Source organism: Vreelandella sp. L-25, from assembly GCF_056857535.1.
Genome location: NZ_JBSXNH010000069.1, coordinates 25,927 through 45,149 on the forward strand (window position 1 = coordinate 25,927; position 19,223 = coordinate 45,149).

General features: G+C 59.1%; 16 protein-coding genes and 2 tRNA genes. 4 read left to right on the forward strand and 14 right to left on the reverse strand.

Going from position 1 to position 19,223, the window contains the following annotated elements:
• Positions 1 to 80 precede the first annotated feature (80 nt).
• Positions 81 to 935: a carboxylating nicotinate-nucleotide diphosphorylase gene (nadC, locus tag AC13CN_RS11280; RefSeq protein WP_062374847.1), complete on the forward strand. Its 855-nt coding sequence runs from the start codon at positions 81 to 83 to the stop codon at positions 933 to 935.
• Between the two features lie 4 nt (positions 936 to 939).
• Here nadC and AC13CN_RS11285 read toward each other — a convergent pair whose 3' ends face one another.
• Positions 940 to 1,470 (reverse strand): GNAT family N-acetyltransferase, encoded by a 531-nt coding sequence (locus AC13CN_RS11285; RefSeq protein ID WP_089675000.1) that lies wholly within the window; start codon positions 1,468 to 1,470, stop codon positions 940 to 942.
• Positions 1,471 to 1,616: 146 nt separating this feature from the next.
• On the opposite strand from AC13CN_RS11285, the gene tsaA reads away from it, so the two are divergent.
• Positions 1,617 to 2,369 carry a tRNA (N6-threonylcarbamoyladenosine(37)-N6)-methyltransferase TrmO gene (tsaA, locus tag AC13CN_RS11290; protein ID WP_062374845.1) on the forward strand — a complete coding sequence of 251 codons (753 nt, stop codon included), beginning with the start codon at positions 1,617 to 1,619 and terminating at the stop codon, positions 2,367 to 2,369.
• Here tsaA and purC read toward each other — a convergent pair.
• From purC to dapA, 3 genes are all read right to left on the reverse strand, one after another.
• A complete protein-coding gene (gene purC / locus AC13CN_RS11295) occupies positions 2,366 to 3,082 on the reverse strand; it encodes a phosphoribosylaminoimidazolesuccinocarboxamide synthase (protein ID WP_044628734.1) in 717 nt (238 codons plus the stop codon). The two genes, tsaA and purC, sit on opposite strands and share 4 nt — an antisense overlap.
• Before the next feature lie 32 nt (positions 3,083 to 3,114).
• Positions 3,115 to 4,083 carry an outer membrane protein assembly factor BamC gene (locus tag AC13CN_RS11300; RefSeq protein ID WP_062374843.1) on the reverse strand — a complete coding sequence of 323 codons (969 nt, stop codon included), beginning with the start codon at positions 4,081 to 4,083 and terminating at the stop codon, positions 3,115 to 3,117.
• 81 nt (positions 4,084 to 4,164) lie between these two features.
• Positions 4,165 to 5,049: a 4-hydroxy-tetrahydrodipicolinate synthase gene (gene dapA / locus AC13CN_RS11305; protein WP_044628736.1), complete on the reverse strand. Its 885-nt coding sequence runs from the start codon at positions 5,047 to 5,049 to the stop codon at positions 4,165 to 4,167.
• Between the two features lie 247 nt (positions 5,050 to 5,296).
• Here dapA and AC13CN_RS11310 point away from each other — a divergent pair, with 247 nt between their 5' ends.
• Positions 5,297 to 5,770 carry a peroxiredoxin gene (locus AC13CN_RS11310; protein WP_062374841.1) on the forward strand — a complete coding sequence of 158 codons (474 nt, stop codon included), beginning with the start codon at positions 5,297 to 5,299 and terminating at the stop codon, positions 5,768 to 5,770.
• 48 nt (positions 5,771 to 5,818) lie between these two features.
• Here AC13CN_RS11310 and AC13CN_RS11315 read toward each other — a convergent pair whose 3' ends face one another.
• Together AC13CN_RS11315 and AC13CN_RS11320 are read right to left on the reverse strand one after the other, a co-directional pair.
• Positions 5,819 to 6,916, reverse strand: a complete 1,098-nt coding sequence (locus AC13CN_RS11315) for an AI-2E family transporter (protein ID WP_044628738.1) — start codon at positions 6,914 to 6,916, stop codon at positions 5,819 to 5,821.
• Positions 6,913 to 7,191 carry a sulfurtransferase TusA family protein gene (locus AC13CN_RS11320; RefSeq protein WP_044628739.1) on the reverse strand — a complete coding sequence of 93 codons (279 nt, stop codon included), beginning with the start codon at positions 7,189 to 7,191 and terminating at the stop codon, positions 6,913 to 6,915. Before AC13CN_RS11320 ends, AC13CN_RS11315 begins: the two co-directional genes overlap by 4 nt.
• A 182-nt stretch (positions 7,192 to 7,373) precedes the next feature.
• On the opposite strand from AC13CN_RS11320, the gene AC13CN_RS11325 reads away from it, so the two are divergent.
• Positions 7,374 to 8,834 (forward strand): M48 family metalloprotease, encoded by a 1,461-nt coding sequence (locus AC13CN_RS11325; RefSeq protein ID WP_062374839.1) that lies wholly within the window; start codon positions 7,374 to 7,376, stop codon positions 8,832 to 8,834.
• Positions 8,835 to 8,949: 115 nt separating this feature from the next.
• Here the strand turns inward: AC13CN_RS11325 and nadA are convergent, their stop codons facing one another.
• From nadA to purL, 8 genes are all read right to left on the reverse strand, one after another.
• Positions 8,950 to 9,978 carry a quinolinate synthase NadA gene (gene nadA, locus AC13CN_RS11330; RefSeq protein ID WP_062374837.1) on the reverse strand — a complete coding sequence of 343 codons (1,029 nt, stop codon included), beginning with the start codon at positions 9,976 to 9,978 and terminating at the stop codon, positions 8,950 to 8,952.
• Between the two features lie 391 nt (positions 9,979 to 10,369).
• Positions 10,370 to 10,445 (reverse strand) — tRNA-Lys (locus AC13CN_RS11335).
• A gap of 117 nt (positions 10,446 to 10,562) precedes the next feature.
• Positions 10,563 to 10,638, reverse strand: a tRNA-Lys gene (locus AC13CN_RS11340).
• Positions 10,639 to 10,775: 137 nt separating this feature from the next.
• Positions 10,776 to 11,651: a 23S rRNA pseudouridine(2605) synthase RluB gene (gene rluB / locus AC13CN_RS11345; protein WP_062374835.1), complete on the reverse strand. Its 876-nt coding sequence runs from the start codon at positions 11,649 to 11,651 to the stop codon at positions 10,776 to 10,778.
• Complete coding sequence (gene scpB / locus AC13CN_RS11350; RefSeq protein ID WP_062374833.1) at positions 11,644 to 12,438, reverse strand: SMC-Scp complex subunit ScpB; 795 nt, start codon at positions 12,436 to 12,438, stop codon at positions 11,644 to 11,646. Before scpB ends, rluB begins: the two co-directional genes overlap by 8 nt.
• Positions 12,435 to 13,394 (reverse strand): segregation and condensation protein A, encoded by a 960-nt coding sequence (locus AC13CN_RS11355; protein WP_062374830.1) that lies wholly within the window; start codon positions 13,392 to 13,394, stop codon positions 12,435 to 12,437. The genes scpB and AC13CN_RS11355 overlap by 4 nt, the downstream gene beginning before the upstream one ends.
• Before the next feature lie 48 nt (positions 13,395 to 13,442).
• Positions 13,443 to 15,263, reverse strand: a complete 1,821-nt coding sequence (gene radD, locus AC13CN_RS11360) for a DNA repair helicase RadD (RefSeq protein WP_483053157.1) — start codon at positions 15,261 to 15,263, stop codon at positions 13,443 to 13,445.
• A 29-nt stretch (positions 15,264 to 15,292) separates the two neighbouring features.
• On the reverse strand, positions 15,293 to 19,219 hold the full coding sequence (gene purL / locus AC13CN_RS11365) for a phosphoribosylformylglycinamidine synthase (protein WP_062374829.1): 3,927 nt from the start codon (positions 19,217 to 19,219) through the stop codon (positions 15,293 to 15,295).
• Positions 19,220 to 19,223: the final 4 nt, after the last annotated feature.

Below are 19,223 nucleotides of genomic sequence, written 5' to 3' on the forward strand. Positions count from 1 at the left end.
TCGCACTCGCTCCTCTACGTTAGCGTTCTGTTTCACTATAATGCCCGTCATCGAAGACGACGCCCAGAGACCCCACCGCTATGGATTATCAAACTGCTCTTGCTGAAGAGATTCGCGCCTGTGCTGCCCGCCTGTTAGCGGAAGACGTTGGTACGGGAGATATCACGGCTCAGCTGATTCCTGAGAACCAGTGGGCAACCGCTAAGGTGATCACCCGTGAACCTGCCGTGCTGTGTGGCGTTGCCTGGGTTGATGAAATTTTTCGTCGTTTGGATAGCCGCGTGACATTACGCTGGCAGGCTGCTGACGGCGATGTTTTAGATGCGGAGCAGTGTTTTTTAGAGATTGAAGGCCCGGCCCGTAGCCTGCTGACCGGTGAACGCGCAGCGCTGAACATTCTGCAGACGCTGTCTGCCACGGCCACCGCCACTCGCCGCTATGTAGACCTGATCGAAGGCACCGGCGTACGCCTGCTGGACACCCGCAAAACGCTACCGGGGCTACGCTTGGCACAAAAGTACGCAGTCACCTGTGGCGGTGGCCATAATCACCGCCTGGGCCTGTGGGATGCCTTCTTGATCAAGGAGAATCACATCGCGGCCTGTGGTGGCATTCAGGCCGCCGTGGCGCAGGCCCGCAAACTAGCCAGCGACCTGCCGGTAGAAGTGGAAGTCGAAACCTTCGAGGAGTTGGACCAAGCGCTGGCGGCAGGTGCCGACATCGTGATGCTGGATAACTTCGCCATTGAAGACCTGCACGTGGCGGTGGAAATCAATGGCGGACGCGCCACTCTGGAAGCCTCCGGCAATGTGGATGACACCACGCTAAAAGCGATTGCCGACACCGGCGTAGACTGCATTTCTAGCGGCGTGCTGACAAAAGATGTGAAGTCCATCGACCTGTCGATGCGCATCACCCAAACCTTTAACGTCTGAGCGGCTAGGTTTCCACTGCGTTTAGCTGCTTGACGAGCCGGTAGCGCTGTAGCATCTCGCCGCTGCGCTCTACCCACTGCTCGCCGTGGTTCACGAAGCCTCGGCGTAGCAAGCGCTCGTAGAGTACCAGGCTCGCCTCGATCTCCACCTGAGACACGCCATGTTCCAGCAGAATACGCTCGGCATGGATCAGTAGCGTGGTGCCTATGCCGCGTCCCGCTAGTGACGGCCACACGTAGAGGGTCTCAATACGTCCAGCACTGATATTAAGCTCTAAAAAACCGACGCACCGGCCATCACAAGCGGCTACCAGCGTAGTGTATAGCGCTTGGCGCGCCGCCCAGGCGCTCGCCTCGCGGGGTAGCGCATTGGCCCAGGCGCGGCGCTCATCCAACCCGTAATGGGTGGCCGCCCCCTGCATGACGGCATGGTAAAATACTTCCGCCTGATCAGCGGCATCCTTGGCTAACGCCGCGCGATAGGTAACGCGGGCGGTGGGCGCAGGGGATGGTGCGCGTTCGTTCGTTTTCAACATGCTTCGCCTCAATGCGATTTAGCGGCTGGCAACGGACAACTCACTGTCTGCCGCCAGTTGGCTATTTTATACTCATCGCTACATTACTAAATACCCACGACTTCGTTGACCACGTTGGCACCGACCAACCTTCAAAAGGCAGTGCTATGCACGATCGTTCAGATAGCGCGTCATTTGCGCTGACGCCCATTGGTCATATTATCAGCGACTATCCGGATAAATTCGGCGTCCCCCGCCAGCCTGGGTTAGCGCCAGCGGCCAATGCACGTCTAGTACTCACAGCGCCGTTTGATGATCCTCTCACCGTACGGGGCTTGGAAGACTTTAGCCACCTATGGATATCATTCATCTTTCATCAAAGCCCAACCCGGTGGACGCCCTTAGTGCGCCCGCCGCGCCTGGGTGGCAACCGTAAAGTCGGCGTCTTTGCCAGCCGCAGCACCCATCGCCCTAACCGGTTGGGGCTTTCGCTGATTGAGCTATCGCACATTGATACTCAGCAAGGGGTGAGTTTGCACTTGGCAGGCTGTGACTTGGTCAGCGGCACGCCAGTGGTCGATATTAAACCCTACCTGCCCTGGGCCGAAGCGAAGCCCGAGGCGCGGGCGGGATTTGCCCCCAGCGCCCCGTCACTGCTGCCCGTGAGCTTTAGCCAGGCCGCCCAGGCCAGCCTTGCCGCCCGCGCCGACGGAGCGTCGCTCTACGCGCTAATTGAGCAGGTGTTAGGCCAAGACCCACGCCCGGCTTACCAGCGTGAGGAGCAGAGTGGGCGCATTTATGGGGTACGACTGCGGGATATAGATGTGAAATTCCAAGCGGTAAAAGAAACACCCCTTGAAAACGACGCCACCACCCTGAAGGTGGTGGCGATCGATACGCTGACTAACGAAACACGTTAGGCGGGAAAGGTAATCCCTAGACGACGGCCGACTTCTTCGTAGGCTTCAATGACGCCACCCAACCCCTGACGGAAGCGGTCCTTATCCAGCTTCTCGCGGGTGTTGGCATCCCATAAACGGCAGCCATCCGGGGAGAACTCATCACCCAGTACCACCTCGCCTTTGAACACGCCGAACTCCAGTTTGTAATCCACTAACAGCATATCGCCTTCGGCAAACAGCTGCTTGAGGATATGATTCACCTTAAACGTCAACGTCTTCATTTTGGCGAGCTGCTCGGGGGTTGCCCAGCCAAAGGTTTCCGCCAGCGACTCATTGATCATCGGGTCGCCCTTCTCGTCGTTCTTTAAGAACAGCTCAAAGGTCGGCGGGTTAAGGGCAATCCCCTCTTCCACGCCCAGTCGCTTCACCAAACCACCTGCGGCAATGTTGCGCACCACGCACTCGACCGGAATCATCTGCATTTTTTTGACCAGACTTTCGTTGTCGGAAAGCTGCTTCTCAAAATGCGTCGGGATACCGCCCTCTTCTAAACGCTCCATGATGAAAGCGTTAAAAATGTTGTTCACCATCCCCTTACGGGCCAGCGCCTCTTTCTTTTTACCATCGAAAGCGCTGGTGTCATCACGAAATTGCAGTACCAGCAGGTCAGGATCGTCAGTGGTGTAGACAGATTTTGCCTTGCCGGCATAGAGTTCTTGGCGCTTTTCCATGGAGGCTCCGTGAGAAAGTGAGAGTCAAAGGGTTAACGTAAGTAGCCGGAGACGCGCTCAAGCAACTCGCGCTGATCATCAGCGCTAAAACTACGCTCGCTGGCGTTGATAGCCCGCAGCACGGTCTGGTCACCGTTGGGCTCAAGCGCTAGTCGAATCTGCTTAACATCAGGGCCAAAGACGATCTGCAGCGGGTTGCGCCCACGCTCAGTTTCCGTCATGTACTCCACCAAGAACTCATAGTCATCGGCGGAGGTCGCGAGCAGATTACGCTGCCCCTCTTGGGTGAAATCAAGAGAGAGGTAGTGGTTCAGCTCCGCCCAAACGCGGTCGATGGGTTGCGGAATCAGCACTTCCCACTCATCGCCCTGTTGACGCAGTTGCAGCGTTTGCTCGCTAGCCAAGCGCTGAGCGGTCCAGGAAGAGGAGCTAGCCGTTGCGCTACGCGCGCCCAGGTACTGCTCTAGTGCCGTTAAGCAGCTCTCAGCACTTTGCCCACTCTGGTCACAGCGCACTTCGCTGCTACCAGCGCGCAGGGCACTCTGCAGGCTTAGTGTGGCTTGCGGGGTCACGATCACGCCTTGGGTGGCGCTGCTCTCTTGAACAGGAAGCTGGCGGCTGCGTACAAACGCTTCCAGTTGTGGCCAAACGGTACCAGGGTCGGCGGCCACTACTAACCAACTTTGATCGCCCACCTGACGGCGCTCAACGTACTCAGGCTCTAATCCACCACCAATGGCCAACGGCTGCGGCGGTTCAATCTCTGCCGGTTCGTCAAGCTGTGAGCCCTGCAACGCTATCTGGGTAACGGGCATGGCATCTTGGTAACGCTGCGTATTACGGGTTTCAGGCAGCACGAGGGGCGGCGCAGGAGCCGCTTCGGTGTAGTCCAAGTTGCGGTCGTGGTAATAACCATCGCGCGCGCAACCTGCCAGTGTGACAGCAGCTGCGAGTGCCAGCGGTATCCATTTAAGCGCACGTTGTTCAAGCACAGAGCTCATCAAGCCACCTTAACAGTCAACAGGTCAGTTACCCGGAAGGCCATGCCATCACCGGGTAGCAAAAGGGTTTCGAGCGCCGGGTTACTCCTCTACGACGCCCGCCAGCTGCAGTGCTTCGCTTACCGTGCCGTGGTACTTCTCCGACAGCCACGTCAGCGGCAGACGAATACCTGCTTCCATGTAACCCATGCGGTGCAGCGCCCACTTTACGGGAATGGGATTAGATTCAATGCCTAGGTTAGTGTGCAGCGGCATCAAGCGCGTATTAATTTGGTGAGCCTTGTCGGCATCGCCAGCCACAGCAGCCGCGCACAGGTCATGCATGGCTTTGGGGGCAACGTTCGCGGTCACGGAGATATCACCATGCCCACCCATTAGCATGAAATCGCAGGCCGTTGCGTCATCACCCGAGTAGAGCATGAAATCGCTGCCTTTCAGGCGTGAGATTAGATCCTCAGCGCGCTCAAGGTTCCCGGTGGCATCTTTTAGGCCGATAATGTTGTTCACTTCCGCTAAGCGCACCACTGTCTCGTTGTAGAGATCGGAGCAAGTGCGGCCAGGAACGTTGTACATAATGACCGGAAGTTTGCTACCTTCAGCGACCGCTTTAAAGTGCTGGTACAGGCCTTCCTGGGTAGGCTTATTGTAGTAGGGGCAGACGGATAGGCAGTAGTCCGCGCCCACTTCACTGGCGTAGCGCGCCAGCTCAACGGCTTCCGAGGTAGCGTTCGCCCCGGTACCGGCAATGACAGGAATGCGACCATTGACTTCTTCAACCACGCTGCGGATCACATCAAAGTGCTCAGCAAAGGACATGGTCGTGGGTTCACCCGTGGTGCCCGCAGCGACGATGGCATCAGTGCCATTATCGAGGTGGAAGTTCACCAGACGACGAAGCGCCTCCCAGTCGATGTCGCCATTGACTTTCATCGGCGTCGCCAGGGCGACAATGCTGCCTGTGATCATCCGTATTTTCCTCACCTGCAAAAAGTTGAAATCAAGCTGCCACGTAGGGTGCAATGACGTACATTGAGTTAAGACGCGGCGTTGATACTTTGAAGGAGCGCGATCACCCCTGCCCACAAACAGCAAATGGTACTCAGGCGATTCGAGCCTGTACAGCGTAAAGCGCTGCGAGTTTACTTAACGCTTTGACAGCAGCGCAGCGCTTGCGTGTAATTTTCTATGAAAGTCACCCCCATAAGGAGCCTTTATGGCGATTGAACTCGGCCAGCCCGTCCCTGATTTTTCCGCCCCAGCCACCGGCGGCGACACCATCACGCTGTCGGAACTGCGTGGCAAGCAGGTAGTCATCTACTTCTATCCGAAAGCCAGCACGCCAGGCTGCACCACCGAGGGCGGCGACTTCCGTGATCGCAAAACTGCCTTCGATGCCGCCAACACCGTGGTCATCGGTGTCTCCCGGGACGGTCTGCGCGCCCAGGAAAACTTCAAAGCCAAGCAGGATTTCAATTTTGAACTGATTTCCGACAAAGACGAAACCGTTTGTCAGCTGTTTGATGTGATCAAACTCAAGAAAATGTACGGCAAAGAGCACCTGGGCATCGAGCGTAGCACCTTCTTGATCGACCAGGATGGCAAGCTTGCCCAAGAGTGGCGCGGCGTTAAAGTTCCTGGCCACGTAGATGAGGTACTAAGCGCGGCGCAGGCACTGAATAGCCAGTAATAATGCACCGCTGGCTGTGCCCATATCGGGGCACAGCCATGCTCACGGCTAATCCTGCTTCAGCGGTGGCACCTGCGATGTTTGTCGGCCTTCAAGCCCTCTTGGCCATGCATACACCAGCGCTTTCAGCAGCGTGGCAAGCGGGATGGCAAAAAACACCCCCCAGAATCCCCAAATACCGCCAAAGAACAGCACCGCAACGATAATCGAGACTGGGTGGATGTTATTGGTTTCTGAGAACAGCACGGGGGCCAGTACGTTGCCATCCAGTGCCTGCAGCACGCCGTAGGCCACTAAAACGTAGACAAACTGCTCGCTAATACCGAAATGGAAGCCCGCTACCGCCGCCACGGGGATGGTTGCCACCGCCGCGCCAATGTAGGGCACCAATACGGAAAAACCGACCAGCACGGCCAGTAGCGCCGTATAGGGCAAGCCAAAAAAGGCAAAGGTGATATACGCCACCGTGCCGACGATGACGATCTCAATGGACTTACCGCGGATATAGTTGGCGATTTGGCGATCCATTTCATGCCAGATGCGCGTCAGCAGCGTACGCTTCTGCGGCAGCAGCGAGAGCGTAAAGCCCACCAGCGCCTCACGATCTTTCAGCATAAAAAAGACCAAAATCGGCACTAACACCAAATAGATGATCAACGACATGACATTGCCAAGCGAGGTCAACGAGAGCGTCAAGGCGCGCTGACCTAGCTGGCTAATTTCCCGCCCGGCGACGCCAATCCAGCTCTGCATCTGATCAGGCGTCACGATATTAGGGAAGCGCTCCTGCAACTGATCTAGCCAGCCCTGGCCGCTGGCAAACATGCGCGGCGTCTCTTGAACGAGCCCGACCAGCTGATTCCAGATCAGCGGCATCAAGATAAACGCTAGCGTGAGCAGCACGCTGACAAATGCCAAAAACACCATAATGACAGCCAGCAAATGCGGCACTCGACGTCGCGTGAGCGCGCTAACCACGCCTTGCAGTAAAAACGCCAGCACCAACGCGGTAAAGAACGGTGCCAACATGCGGCCAAACCAAATAATGGCGGCAAACCCTGCCACCAGCACCACCAGAAGAATTAACGCCTCTTCGTCTGAAAAGTAGCGCTCTACCCAACTTTTCAGAATACTGCGCATGGTCATGAGTGGGTGTTCCCTGCTTTACGAATCCAAAATACATACACGTCGCCGCGCTGCACCCGCGCTTCCATCACATGGTCGCTTAGCTCAGTAAATGCCGCCATATCCCGCCACGAGCCCGCATCGGTCGCACTTACTTCCAGCAGTTGGCCTGGCGCAAGGCCTGCCAGTGCCTGCTTCGCCTTTAGCAGCGGTAGCGGGCAGTGCAATCCGGTGGCGTCCAACACTTGATCGGGCTTAAGCCCTTCGGCTAACCCTGACGCTGTTTGCTCAGACATACTCTCCCCCAAAGGCAGCTTCCATGATGCTAAATCGTTCAATGGCTACATAACCATCGCATTGTTGCATAAACTGTTTTTTTGCGATGCCCACTGCGATATTGATTTAACGGCACTTCCCTGCCTGAATCAATGTCACACCGTTGTTAGCCGTGCCTATTATTCGAACGAATGGGGATGTCATGCTGCATTTTAGACCCGCCTACTCTCGCTGGGCCTGCACGCTCGCGCTCTCGCTCAGCGCTTTGTGCGTTAGCTTGCCCAGCCACAGCTATGACGACTACCAACTGCCCAGTTTAGGGGGCGCATCGGCATCGGTAAGCAATGAGGAGTTTCGCCTTGGCCGCGCATGGCTGCGCCAGTTTCGTGCCCAGGCCCCTCAGTGGCAGGATCCTATTGTCAGCGACTACCTGGAGAGCCTGGTGGCACGCCTGGCTCCTTACAGCCAGCTCGGCAGCCTGCAAACCACCACGGTGATGGTGGATAACCGTTCGCTCAATGCGTTTGCGGTGCCCGGCGGCGTGGTGGGCATTAATTCAGGGCTGTTTGCCTTTGCTGAAGATGAAGGCGCTTTTGTATCGGTGATTGCCCACGAGCTTGGCCACCTTTCCCAACGCCACTACGCCCGTGGCAGCGCCCGTGCAGAACAGACCCAGCTGCCCGCCATGGCGGCTATGCTAGCCGGTATGCTGATTGCTGCCAGCGGCGGCGGCGATGCAGGCATTGCCACCGCCATAGGCTCTCAGGCGGCGCTTATTCAGGACCAGCTCACCTACTCCAGACGTTTTGAGCAAGAGGCTGACCGTATTGGCCTACAGGCCATGGCAGAGGCAGGCTACGACCCAGAGGCCACGGTGCGTATGTTCGATACCATGCAGCGCCTGTCGCGGCTTCAAGGCGGCACGCCGCCTGAATTTCTATTGACCCACCCTGTGTCAGATAGCCGCCTGAGCGACGCCCAAGCGCGGGTTTCTCAGCTTAGCGTGGCCAGCCGCTACACCAGCGATACGCTCTACGACATGATGCGCGCTCGCGCTTTGCTGAGCATTTACCGCAATTCACCCCAGCAAGCGGCTTCGCGGCTGGCTCAGGAGGATGCCGAGGAGCCTGCGCTGCGTTATATCAACGCACTTATTGATGCGCACAATGGTCAAACCGACCGCGCGCTGCAAACCCTCGATCAGCTTGCCAACGAGCTTCCTGATTACGGCATGCTGCCCGCCTCCGCGGCGAACGTAGCCCTGGAAGCCCAACGCTACGATGAGGCCATTTCCCGCAGCCAGCGGCTGCTGCGGCTGATGCCTAACTATCTGCCTGCTCAGTTGACCCTAGCGGAGGCGCAGCTACAGCGCGATCCAGAAGCGGCTTACGAACTGCTTCGAGATATCACCACGCAGCACCCGGAAAGCCCCCAGGGCTTCAACCTGCTGGCAGAGGCCGCCGGGCGCAGCGGGTTTAACGGCTGGGGTCACCTGGCCCGTGCCGAGCACCTGCAGCTCACCGGCCGAGTGGACCGCGGCATTCGACAGTTAAGTATTGCCAAAGACGCCGCCCAGCAAGAAAACGACACTCAGGCGCTAGCGCGCATTGAACAGCGCAGAGAAGCGTTTCTTGAGTACCGAGAGGCGCTAGAGAAGTTTTAGCGCCATAAAGCACATGCAACACATACAAAAAAGCCCGACGCATCGCGTTCGGGCTTTTGGCTTACAGCAGAAACGTTGTACTGATATTAAAGCGCTGATACTTAAGCGCTAATGTTTAAGCGTTAAAGTTCAACATACGCTCAAGGGGCTTTAACGCCTGCTGACGCAAGGCATCATCAACAAAGATCTCGCCGCTGCCTTCACGCAGCGCGCCTGCCAAATTATCCAGCGCGTTCATCGCCATCCAGGGGCAATGGGCACAGCTGCGGCACGTCGCACCGTTTCCGGCGGTGGGCGCTTCAAAGAGCGTTTTCTCAGGCACGGCCTGCTGCATCTTGAAGAAAATGCCCCGGTCAGTGGCCACAATCAGCTGTTCATTGGGCAGCGTTTGCGCTGCTTTGATGAGCTGGGAGGTAGAGCCAGCCACATCGGCCAGCTGCACAACAGCCTCCGGCGACTCCGGGTGGACAAGCACGGCGGCATCCGGATACAGACGCTTCAAGTCTTGAATGCCTTTCGCCTTGAACTCCTCGTGCACGATGCAGGCACCGTCCCACATCAGCATGTCGGCACCGGTTTTTTTCTGAATATAGCCACCCAGATGCTTATCCGGTGCCCACAAAATCTTTTCACCCTTCTCCTGCAGGTGCTCAATGACCTCCACGGCAATCGAAGAGGTCACGACCCAATCGGCACGCGCTTTTACCGCCGCCGAGGTATTGGCGTACACCACCACCGTACGGTCCGGATGGGCATCGCAGAACGCGCTGAACTCGTCAATCGGGCAGCCAATATCGAGCGAGCAGGTCGCTTCGAGCGTAGGCATCAACACACGCTTTTCTGGGGAAAGGATCTTGGCCGTCTCGCCCATAAAGCGTACGCCTGCCACCACGAGTGTGGTGGCATCGTGACGGGCACCGAAGCGGGCCATTTCCAGGGAGTCCGCCACACAGCCGCCAGTCTCTTCAGCAAGCTGCTGAATGGCATCGTCGGTATAGTAATGCGCTACCAAAACGGCGTTATTCGCCTTGAGCAACTGCTTGATTTCAGCCACTCGCGCTTCGTCTTCCGCAGGGATACGGGTAGGACAGTACGGGCTTGGTAGCGGAGCGTCTAGCTCAGCTTGAGAGGTCATCATAGTCATTGTGTCTACCACTGTGACGAACAGGGAATCCCCCTGTTAAACACCAGTCACGGCGTATGCGCTCCGCATGCGCCGCACTCGGGGGCAACGGCCGCTGCGTCTCTCGCGGTGGCACGTCACCAGCCTGGCTTGCTTAGAGCCAGGGCTGCCGTGACATCTTCGGCAGCCAAACGATCTATCGATTATGCGTTAACCAATACGTTTTTCACTATTCTTCTAACTATGCTTCTCACCACGCGTCTCACCACTGGACCACCGTGGCAATCACGTTATTGTCATCATATTGTGGTGGACAATCGTTGCCCGCTGCAAGCAGAAAGTCACGTTGCAGCGCGGCAAAACGTGCATAGCAAAACGCCCCTGGCAGCAAGCTACCAAGGGCGTCGGAATTTGGTGGGTCGTGTAGGATTCGAACCTACGACCAATTGATTAAAAGTCAACTGCTCTACCAACTGAGCTAACGACCCAAATTTTGCTGCGCTAATCAAAAACGACTAGCAAATACTACACTAACTCACATCGAAACACATATTGAAAACAAAGCATTGGTGAAACTATTACCTGATGCGTTTGCTTATTTCGGATGGTGGGTCGTGTAGGATTCGAACCTACGACCAATTGATTAAAAGTCAACTGCTCTACCAACTGAGCTAACGACCCGTCCGAACGGATGCATATAGTACGGATACGGCTTGTGAATAGCAAGCCCTTTTTTATCTTTCGTCTATATCTACTGCTCTGCACGGTGCCAAAAAGCCTTACCCCGTGCAGAGCGCACTGCTTGAACCGCGCCTAGCCTAACCGCGCTTGGGTTTCGGCTTGCGCATCGCCTGCACCGGACGACGCTTATGCTTGTCGCGGCTCCAGCGGTTCTTCTCGTCTGGCGTCAGCTCAGGCACTTTGCGGGTTTCCAGGTTGGCCAGCGTCGCTAAGTCATCCACCTCATCCTGAGAGAGTTCGACCCACTCACCGGCTTTCGCCCGCTTGTCGAGGAAGATATTGCCGTAGCGCACACGCTTCAGGCGGCTAACGGTAAGCCCCTGGGATTCCCACAGGCGGCGCACTTCACGGTTGCGGCCCTCCAGAATCACCACGTGGAACCAGGTATTGATGCCTTCTCCACCAAACTCCTGTACGTCGGTAAAGCGCGCCGGGCCATCTTCCAGCATCACACCGTCGACCATCGCGACGATATGCTCGCGCTTGACGTCGCCCATGACCCGCACCGCGTACTCACGCTCTACCTGGGTAGAGGGGTGCATCAAGCGGTTGGCAAGTTCACCGTCGGTGGTGAACAGCAGCAAGCCGCTGGTATTGATGTCCAAGCGGCCAATGGCAATCCAGCGCTCGCCTTTCAGGCGCGGTAGGCGCTCAAAGACCGTGCGACGGCCTTCCGGGTCTTTACGGGTGCACAGCTCGCCTTCCGGCTTGTTGTACATAATGACCCGGCGCGGCACTTCCTCTTCCGGACGCAGCGTCACCGGGCGGTCATCAAAGCTGACCTTATCCCGCGCTTCCACTCGGTCGCCCAGTTTGGCCACTTGGCTATTCACCTTCACCCGACCATCGGCAATGGCAGTTTCCATTTCACGGCGGGAGCCAAGGCCCGCGCGGGCCAGCACTTTCTGCAGTTTTTCGCTGGTAGGCGGCGTGGTGTTGTTACTTTCACTCATGGTCGTCTGACCTCACATCGTTGGTCTGCGTGTCAGCGTCCTCATGTTGACGCTGCGCACGTGCCGCTAGCCGCGCCTCTAAATCGGCAAAGCTGAGCGGCTGGGTTAACGCCGTCTCGGCGTGGTGGTCGGCACTCTCTGCCAACGTATTCTCATCTTGCTGGGGTGGCGCATCCTGCACGCTTTGCACCGTTTCGTCCAGTGCTAGCGGCGGGTTTTGTTCGGATGATGCCTCCTCCAGAGAAAGCGCTTCGCGATCGTCACCGTTGACCAGGGTATGCATGGGCGGCAGCGCATCCAGGGTTTTCAGCCCGAAGTCATCCAAAAAGCTGCGCGTGGTGGCATAGACCGCCGGACGGCCCGGCACGTCCCGGTGGCCCACCACGCGTATCCAGCCGCGCTCCATCAGCGTGCGAATAATCGAACTGCTGACGCTCACACCGCGCACATCTTCGATATCACCCCGAGTCACCGGTTGGCGGTAGGCAATTAGCGCCAGCGTTTCCAAGAGTGCTCGAGAGTAGCGCTGGGGGCGCTCGTCCCACAGCCGCGAGACCCAGTGGGCCAAGCGTGGGCGAATGCGTAGCTGAAAGCCAGAGGCGGTCTCGACCAGTTCGAGCGCGCCGTTATCGTGGCGCAGCGCTAGCCGTGAAAGCGCCTCCCTCAACGCTTTGCGGGAAGGGCACTCATCGGCCAAAAATAGCGTTTCCAGGCGCTCAACCGGCAGTGGTTCACCCGCTGCTAGCAGCGCCGCTTCAATAATGTCATCTAACGTGGTGTCTCTCACCGCGACTCCTCGTCAGGTTCAAACACAGACTCTTCGAATGCTGAGGCGGCATCGCCCTGCTCCTCTTCCAAACGCTCGAATGCGTCCTCTTCCCCATCGACCAGCGCCGCTTGGCGGGCACGCACATGAATGGGCGACAGCGGTGCATTTTGAACAATCTCAATCATGGCTTCTTTGGCAAGCTCTAGAATGGCCATAAAGGTCACGACTACACCGGCACGTCCCTCTTCCAGGGTAAACAGCGCTTCAAACGGCGTATAACGGCCGCTCTCGCCATCCTGACTGAGCTGCTCCATGATTTTCAGCATGCGCTCGCGGGTGGAGAGCACTTCACGGCTGATCTGGTGGGCCTGGGCCAGCTCGGCGCGCTTGAGAATATCGGACAGTGCTCCCAGCAGCTCATCAAGCTCTACATCGGGATGGATCACCCGCGTTTCCAGCGGCGGTAAGCCCGCCTGCACGCTGAACCAGTCCCGGCCGACGCGGGGCAGCGTATCCAGCGCCTCAGCGGCCTCTTTTAGGCGCTCATACTCCTGCAGGCGGCGAATCAGCTCGGCGCGGGGATCCTCTTCCTCCTCGCCTTCCGCTTTGGGAGGGCGTGGCAGCAGCGTCCGGGATTTAATCTCCGCCAGCATGGCAGCCATTAGCAGGTACTCACCCGCCAGCTCAATCTCCATGGCTTTCATCAGCTCCACGTATTCAATGTACTGGTGGGTGATGGTGGCCACGTTGATGGTCAGAATATCCAGGTTCTGCCGCCGAATTAAATACAGCAGCAGATCCAGCGGCCCCTCGAACGCTTCCAGGAAGACCCGGAGCGCCTCGGGGGGAATATAGAGATCTTCCGGCAGCTGCGTAATGGGCTCATCGAACAGGCGCCCAAGGGCCTCCACGGTGGGCTCCACCGCAGAGGGCATCGCGTCTTGATCCGGCACGGCGCTGGGCGTCTCGCTCACGCGGGTCGAGTCCTTGTCAGTTGAAAACGGCAGTGTAACAGCGCTCCATCAATGCGGCATCTCGGCCGCCTCGGCGGCTTTACGATAGCGGCCCTGATAGTCGAACAGCTTGTCGCGGATTTGAAAGTGGCGGCCTACCTTTCTACCCACCACAAAGTCGGGATGGCGCAGGCGAGACTGGGCAGCCACCACGTCGTCTGGCGTTGCTGGCTGCCACGGCACGCCCGGCGCGCGCAGGTGGGCGCGCAAGAAGACCGCATAAAAGGCGCGGCTCTGGGCGGCGGTCTCCAGGGCAAACCATTCGCTCAGGCTGGCACCGTCTTCGTCATGATAGGTCACTTTGAGACGCGGCAGGCCGCGCCCGTTGGTGGTCGCCTCCAGCTGCATGCCGCTCACCCGCAGTACTTTGGCGTCCTTGAGCCGCAGCGCCTCCTTGAGCTTGTCATCGGCATCCACCAGCAGCTTCTCGCAGCCATGGCAGCGCCGGGCAGCGATATCGTTCTCTGCCCCGCACGCATCGCAGACCTTGAAGCGAAAGCGAAAGGTGCACTGGCTACGGCGTCCGGTGTCGTCCTCCACCAGCCCCTGGCAGCGGCGGCCAAAATGCTCGATCACCAGCTCACCGTCGCGCTTGCCCCAGAACAGGTTCGCGTGACCGCAGTCCGGGCAGGGCACCTGCACCGGTTCGCTATCGCTATCCGGCTTGGGTTCGCCTACTTCCGGGGCGTAGAGATCCCACGGGTTGCCCGCATAGTCGAGAATCAAGCACTCCTCTTTACCCGGCGAGAGGCGCAGCCCGCGACCAACGATCTGCTGATACAGGCTGACCGACTCGGTGGGCCGCAGAATCGCGATCAGATCCACATGGGGGGCATCGAACCCGGTGGTTAATACCGCCACGTTGACCAGATACTTGAGCTTGCGCGCCTTGAACGCATCGATCAGCGCGGTGCGCTCGGCGGAGACCGTCGCACCGGTGATCAGCGCGGATTGGTCGGCAGGCAGATAGCCCATGATCTCTTCGGCGTGGGCCACCGTCGCGGCAAAAATCATCACCCCCTGGCGGTCGGCAGCGTACTCCACCACTTGGGCAATGATGCCCGGTGTCGCCCGGTTGCCCGCCACCACCCGGTTGAGTTCCTCCTCCCGAAACAGACCACTGGACGAGGGCGCCAGCGCCGAGAAGTCGTACCCCTCGATGGCCATATCCAGCCGCTTGGGCGCGGCCAAAAAGCCCTGTTTGACCATCAGACGCAGCGGCTGCTCGAACACGCAGTCGGCAAAAAAGCTCTCTTCTGAACCACGCACCATCCCGTGATGGTGGCGGTGGTAGATAAAGCCCTGCCCCAAACGAAACGGCGTGGCGGTTAGGCCGAGGATTTTTAGCTGCGGGTTCTGGCTCCGTAGATGCTCGATCACCTGCCGATAGCTGGAGTCCTCCTCCAGCGATACCCGATGGCACTCGTCGATTACCAGCAGAGTAAAGCTGGCGTCGTTGAATTGCTCCATGTTACGCACCACCGACTGCACCGAGCCAAACACCACTTGGCGGCTAGCCTCTTTGCGCTTTAACCCGGCGCTGAAAATATCCGCCTCCAAGCCGTAGGCTTGGTACTTGGCGTGGTTCTGCTCCACCAGCTCACGCACGTGGGCCAACACCAGCACCCGCCCACGGGCTAGCCTCGCCAGTTCAGCGATCACCAGCGACTTGCCGCTGCCGGTGGGCAGCACCACTACGGCGGGGGCGCTGGTGGCGCGAAAGTGGCTGACTACCCGCTTGACCGCCTCGGTTTGGTAGGGGCGCAGCGAAGGCGCTGCCCCGTTAGCCAAGAAAGGCGGCCCGGAGGCCGCCTTTTCAGGATGTGTCATCCATCACCTATCGGGTTGATCACATGACGTTAGCCCAGCCATACCCGCGCATTGCGGAACAGGCGCAGCCATGCACCATCTTCGGTCCACTTCGCCGGACGCCAGGAGTTGGTGACCGCGCGGGTCACCCGCTCGGGGTGCGGCATCATGATCGTCACGCGGCCATCCGGCGTGGTCAGGCCGGTAATGCCCGACGGGGAGCCGTTGGGGTTGGCCGGGTAGCGCGTAGTGACTTGACCGTAGTTATCGATATAGCGCAGGGCAATTTGGCTGCTCGACTGCATGCTGCGCAGGTGCGCCGTATCGCGGAACTCGGCGCGGCCTTCCCCGTGGGCCACAGCGATGGGCAGCTTGGAGCCTTCCATACCCGCCAGCAGAATCGAGGGGCTCTTCTCGACCCGAACCATGGAAACGCGGGCCTCGAACTGCTCGGACTCGTTGCGCACAAAGGCAGGCCAGTTTTCCGCACCGGGAATCAGCGTTTTGAGCTGCGAGAGCATCTGGCAGCCGTTACACACGCCCAGCGAGAAGCTGTCGTCTCGGTTGAAGAAAGCTTCAAACTGCTCGCGGGCGCGTTCATTGAATAGCACTGACTTCGCCCAGCCGCCGCCTGCTCCCAGCACGTCGCCGTAGGAGAAACCGCCACAGGCCACTAAGCCTTTGAACTCCTCCAGGGAGACACGGCCTTCCAGGATGTCGCTCATGTGCACGTCCACCGCATCGAAGCCCGCTTTGTGGAAGGCCCAGGCCATCTCTACCTGACCGTTGACGCCCTGCTCGCGCAGCACGGCCACCGCCGGCTTGGTGGTGTTGATATACGGCGCGCTGATATCGTCGTTGATATCGAAAGTCGGTGCGGCGCTGAGGCCCGGGTCGCGAACGTCGAGCAGGTTGTCGAACTCGTTCTTCGCGCATTCCGGGTTATCCCGTAGCGCCTGCATGCGGTAGCTGGTCTCGGACCAGGTGCGTTGGGTTAGCTGACGGGTAGTCTCCAGCAGCGGCTCTTCGAACAGCGTGACACGCACTTGGTCGTCGTAACGCGGGCGAGCAATCACGCCGCAGGTTTCGATACCGGCCATGGCGAACTGCGTCAGCACCTCTTCGGTGTGCTCACGGCTTACCTGGATCACCGCCCCCAGCTCTTCAGAGAACAGCGCGTTGAAGGCTTCTACCGGCTCGTCGATCAGCCAGTCGAGCTTGATTTCGAGACCGGCGTGCGCGGCAAAAGCCATCTCCAGCAGCGTCACCAACAGGCCACCGTCGCTGCGGTCGTGGTAAGCCAGCAGCTTACCGTCGCGGTTCAGACCTTGGATCACTTCGAAAAACGCTTTCAGATCTTCCGGGTCGTCCACATCGGGGCACTCATCGCCCACTTGGCCATAGACCTGCGCCAGCGCCGAGCCGCCAAGACGGTTCTGGCCGTTCCCCAGGTCGATCAAGATCAGATCAGACTCGTCCTGTTCCAGGTTGATCTGCGGCGTCAGCGTCGCCAGCGCGTCGGTCACCGGCGCAAAACCTGTGACCACTAGCGACAGCGGCGAGGTAATGCTCTTCTCTTCGGCATCCTCGCCCTCTTGCCACGCAGTGCGCATGGACATCGAGTCCTTGCCCACCGGTACAGCGATGCCAAGCGCCGGGCATAGCTCCATGCCGACGGCATGAACGGCGTCGTACAGCGCCTGGTTTTCACCGGGGTGGTCGGCGGCGCTCATCCAGTTGGCAGAGAGTTTGATATCCGACAGCTTGGCAATCGGCGCGGCGGCTAAGTTGGTAATTGCTTCTGCCACCGCTAAGCGCGCGCTGGCGGCGGGGTTGATGAGCGCCACCGGCGGGCGCTCGCCCATGGCCATGGCTTCACCGGCATGGGTATCGAAGCTGGCGGTGGTGACCGCTACGTCGGCCACCGGCACCTGCCAGGGGCCGACCATCTGATCGCGAGCTACTTGGCCGGTGATGGAACGGTCGCCGATGGTGATCAGGAAGCTTTTCGAGGCCACCGTGGGCAGGCGCAGCACCCGATCCATCGCTTCGCGCAGGTCCAGGTTATCCAGCATGACGCCCGAGAGCTCAGGGGTTTGGCGCTCAAACGAACGGGTCATCTTCGGCGGCTTGCCAAACAGCACGCTCATGGGCAGATCGACCGGTTTGGTCTCGAAGTGGCCGTCGCGCACTTCCAGGTGGTGCTCCGCCTGGGCTTCGCCCACTACCGCGTAAGGGCAGCGCTCGCGCTTGCACAGCGCGTCGAAGGTATCCAAGTCTTCAGGGGCTACTGCCAGTACGTAGCGCTCCTGGGCTTCGTTACACCAGATTTCCAGCGGGCTCATGCCCGGCTCGGCATTGGGCACCGCACGCAGGTCGAACAGACCGCCACGGTTGCCGTCTTTTACCAGCTCCGGCAGGGCGTTAGACAGCCCGCCCGCGCCTACGTCGTGAATGAAGCGAATCGGGTTTTTCTCACCCAGCGCCCAGCAGCGATCGATGACTTCTTGGGCACGGCGCTCAATTTCCGGGTTTTCCCGCTGCACAGAGGCGAAGTCCAGGTCCGCGCTGGACTCACCGGAGGCCATGCTGGAGGCCGCACCACCGCCCAGGCCGATCAGCATCGCCGGGCCGCCCATGACGATCAGCTTGCCGCCGACCGGGATCTCGCCTTTTTGCACGTGTTGTGCGCGAATGTTGCCGTAGCCACCGGCAATCATGATCGGCTTGTGGTAGCCGCGACGCGCAATGCCGCCTTCGCCGAGCGCATCCTGCTCGTAGGTGCGGAAGTAGCCGGTCAGGTTGGGGCGGCCAAACTCGTTATTGAACGCGGCACCGCCAATCGGGCCGTCCAGCATGATATTGAGTGCGGACTGCATGCGCTCGGGCTTGCCGTAGTCGAAGGCTTCCCAGGGCTGAACAAATTCAGGAATGCGCAGGTTAGAGACGGTAAAGCCGGACAAACCTGCTTTCGGCTTGCCGCCGATGCCGGTCGCGCCTTCGTCCCGAATCTCACCGCCAGAGCCGGTGGCCGCACCGGGGAACGGCGCAATGGCCGTGGGGTGGTTGTGGGTCTCCACCTTCATCAGAATGTGGATCGGCTCTTGATGGGCATCGTAGCTGGCACGCTCGCCCTCGGCACCGGTGAGCGGCGTGGGGAAGAAGCGTCCGCCGTGGCTGCCTTTGATCACCGCCGCGTTATCGCTGTACGCAGAGAGCACGTTATCCGGTGACGTGGCGAAGGTGTTCTTGATCATCTTAAACAGCGAGTGGCTCTGGGCTTCGCCGTCGATGACCCAATCTGCATTGAAGATTTTGTGGCGGCAGTGCTCAGAGTTCGCCTGGGCGAACATCATCAGCTCAACATCGCTGGGGTTGCGGCCTAGCTCGATAAAGGCGGCTACCAGGTAGTCGATCTCATCGTCTGCCAGCGCAAGGCCAAGTTCGCGGTTAGCCGTGACAAGAGCGTCGCGACCGCCTTCCAGAATATCCACGCTGCCAAGGGGCGCAGGCGAGTGGTGGGCAAACAGTTTGCCCGCCTCGGCTACGTCGGCCAGTACGTGTTCGGTCATGCGGTCATGGAGCAGCGCGCTAATCGCTTCCAGCTGTTCTGTGCTGGGTGCGCCGCGCAGCTCTACGCGGTAATCAATGCCGCGTTCAATGCGGCTGATCTGGCTAAGCCCGCAGTTGTGGGCAATGTCGGTTGCTTTAGAGGACCACGGTGACTGGGTGCCTAAACGCGGGACGACCAAAAAGCGCTGGGCGTTGTCGGGAATCTCTTGGCTGTCTCGGCTGCCGTACTCCAGCAGTTTCGCCAACCGCGCCTCGGCGGCATGATCGAGCTCTTCGTGGTGGTCAATGAAGTGGACGTAATGGGCAGACAGTGCCTCCACCTCCGGAACACGGTCACGCAACACCGTTAACAGCCGTTCATGGCGGAAGGCAGAAAGGGCGGGTGCGCCTCGCAGTTCGAGCATATCT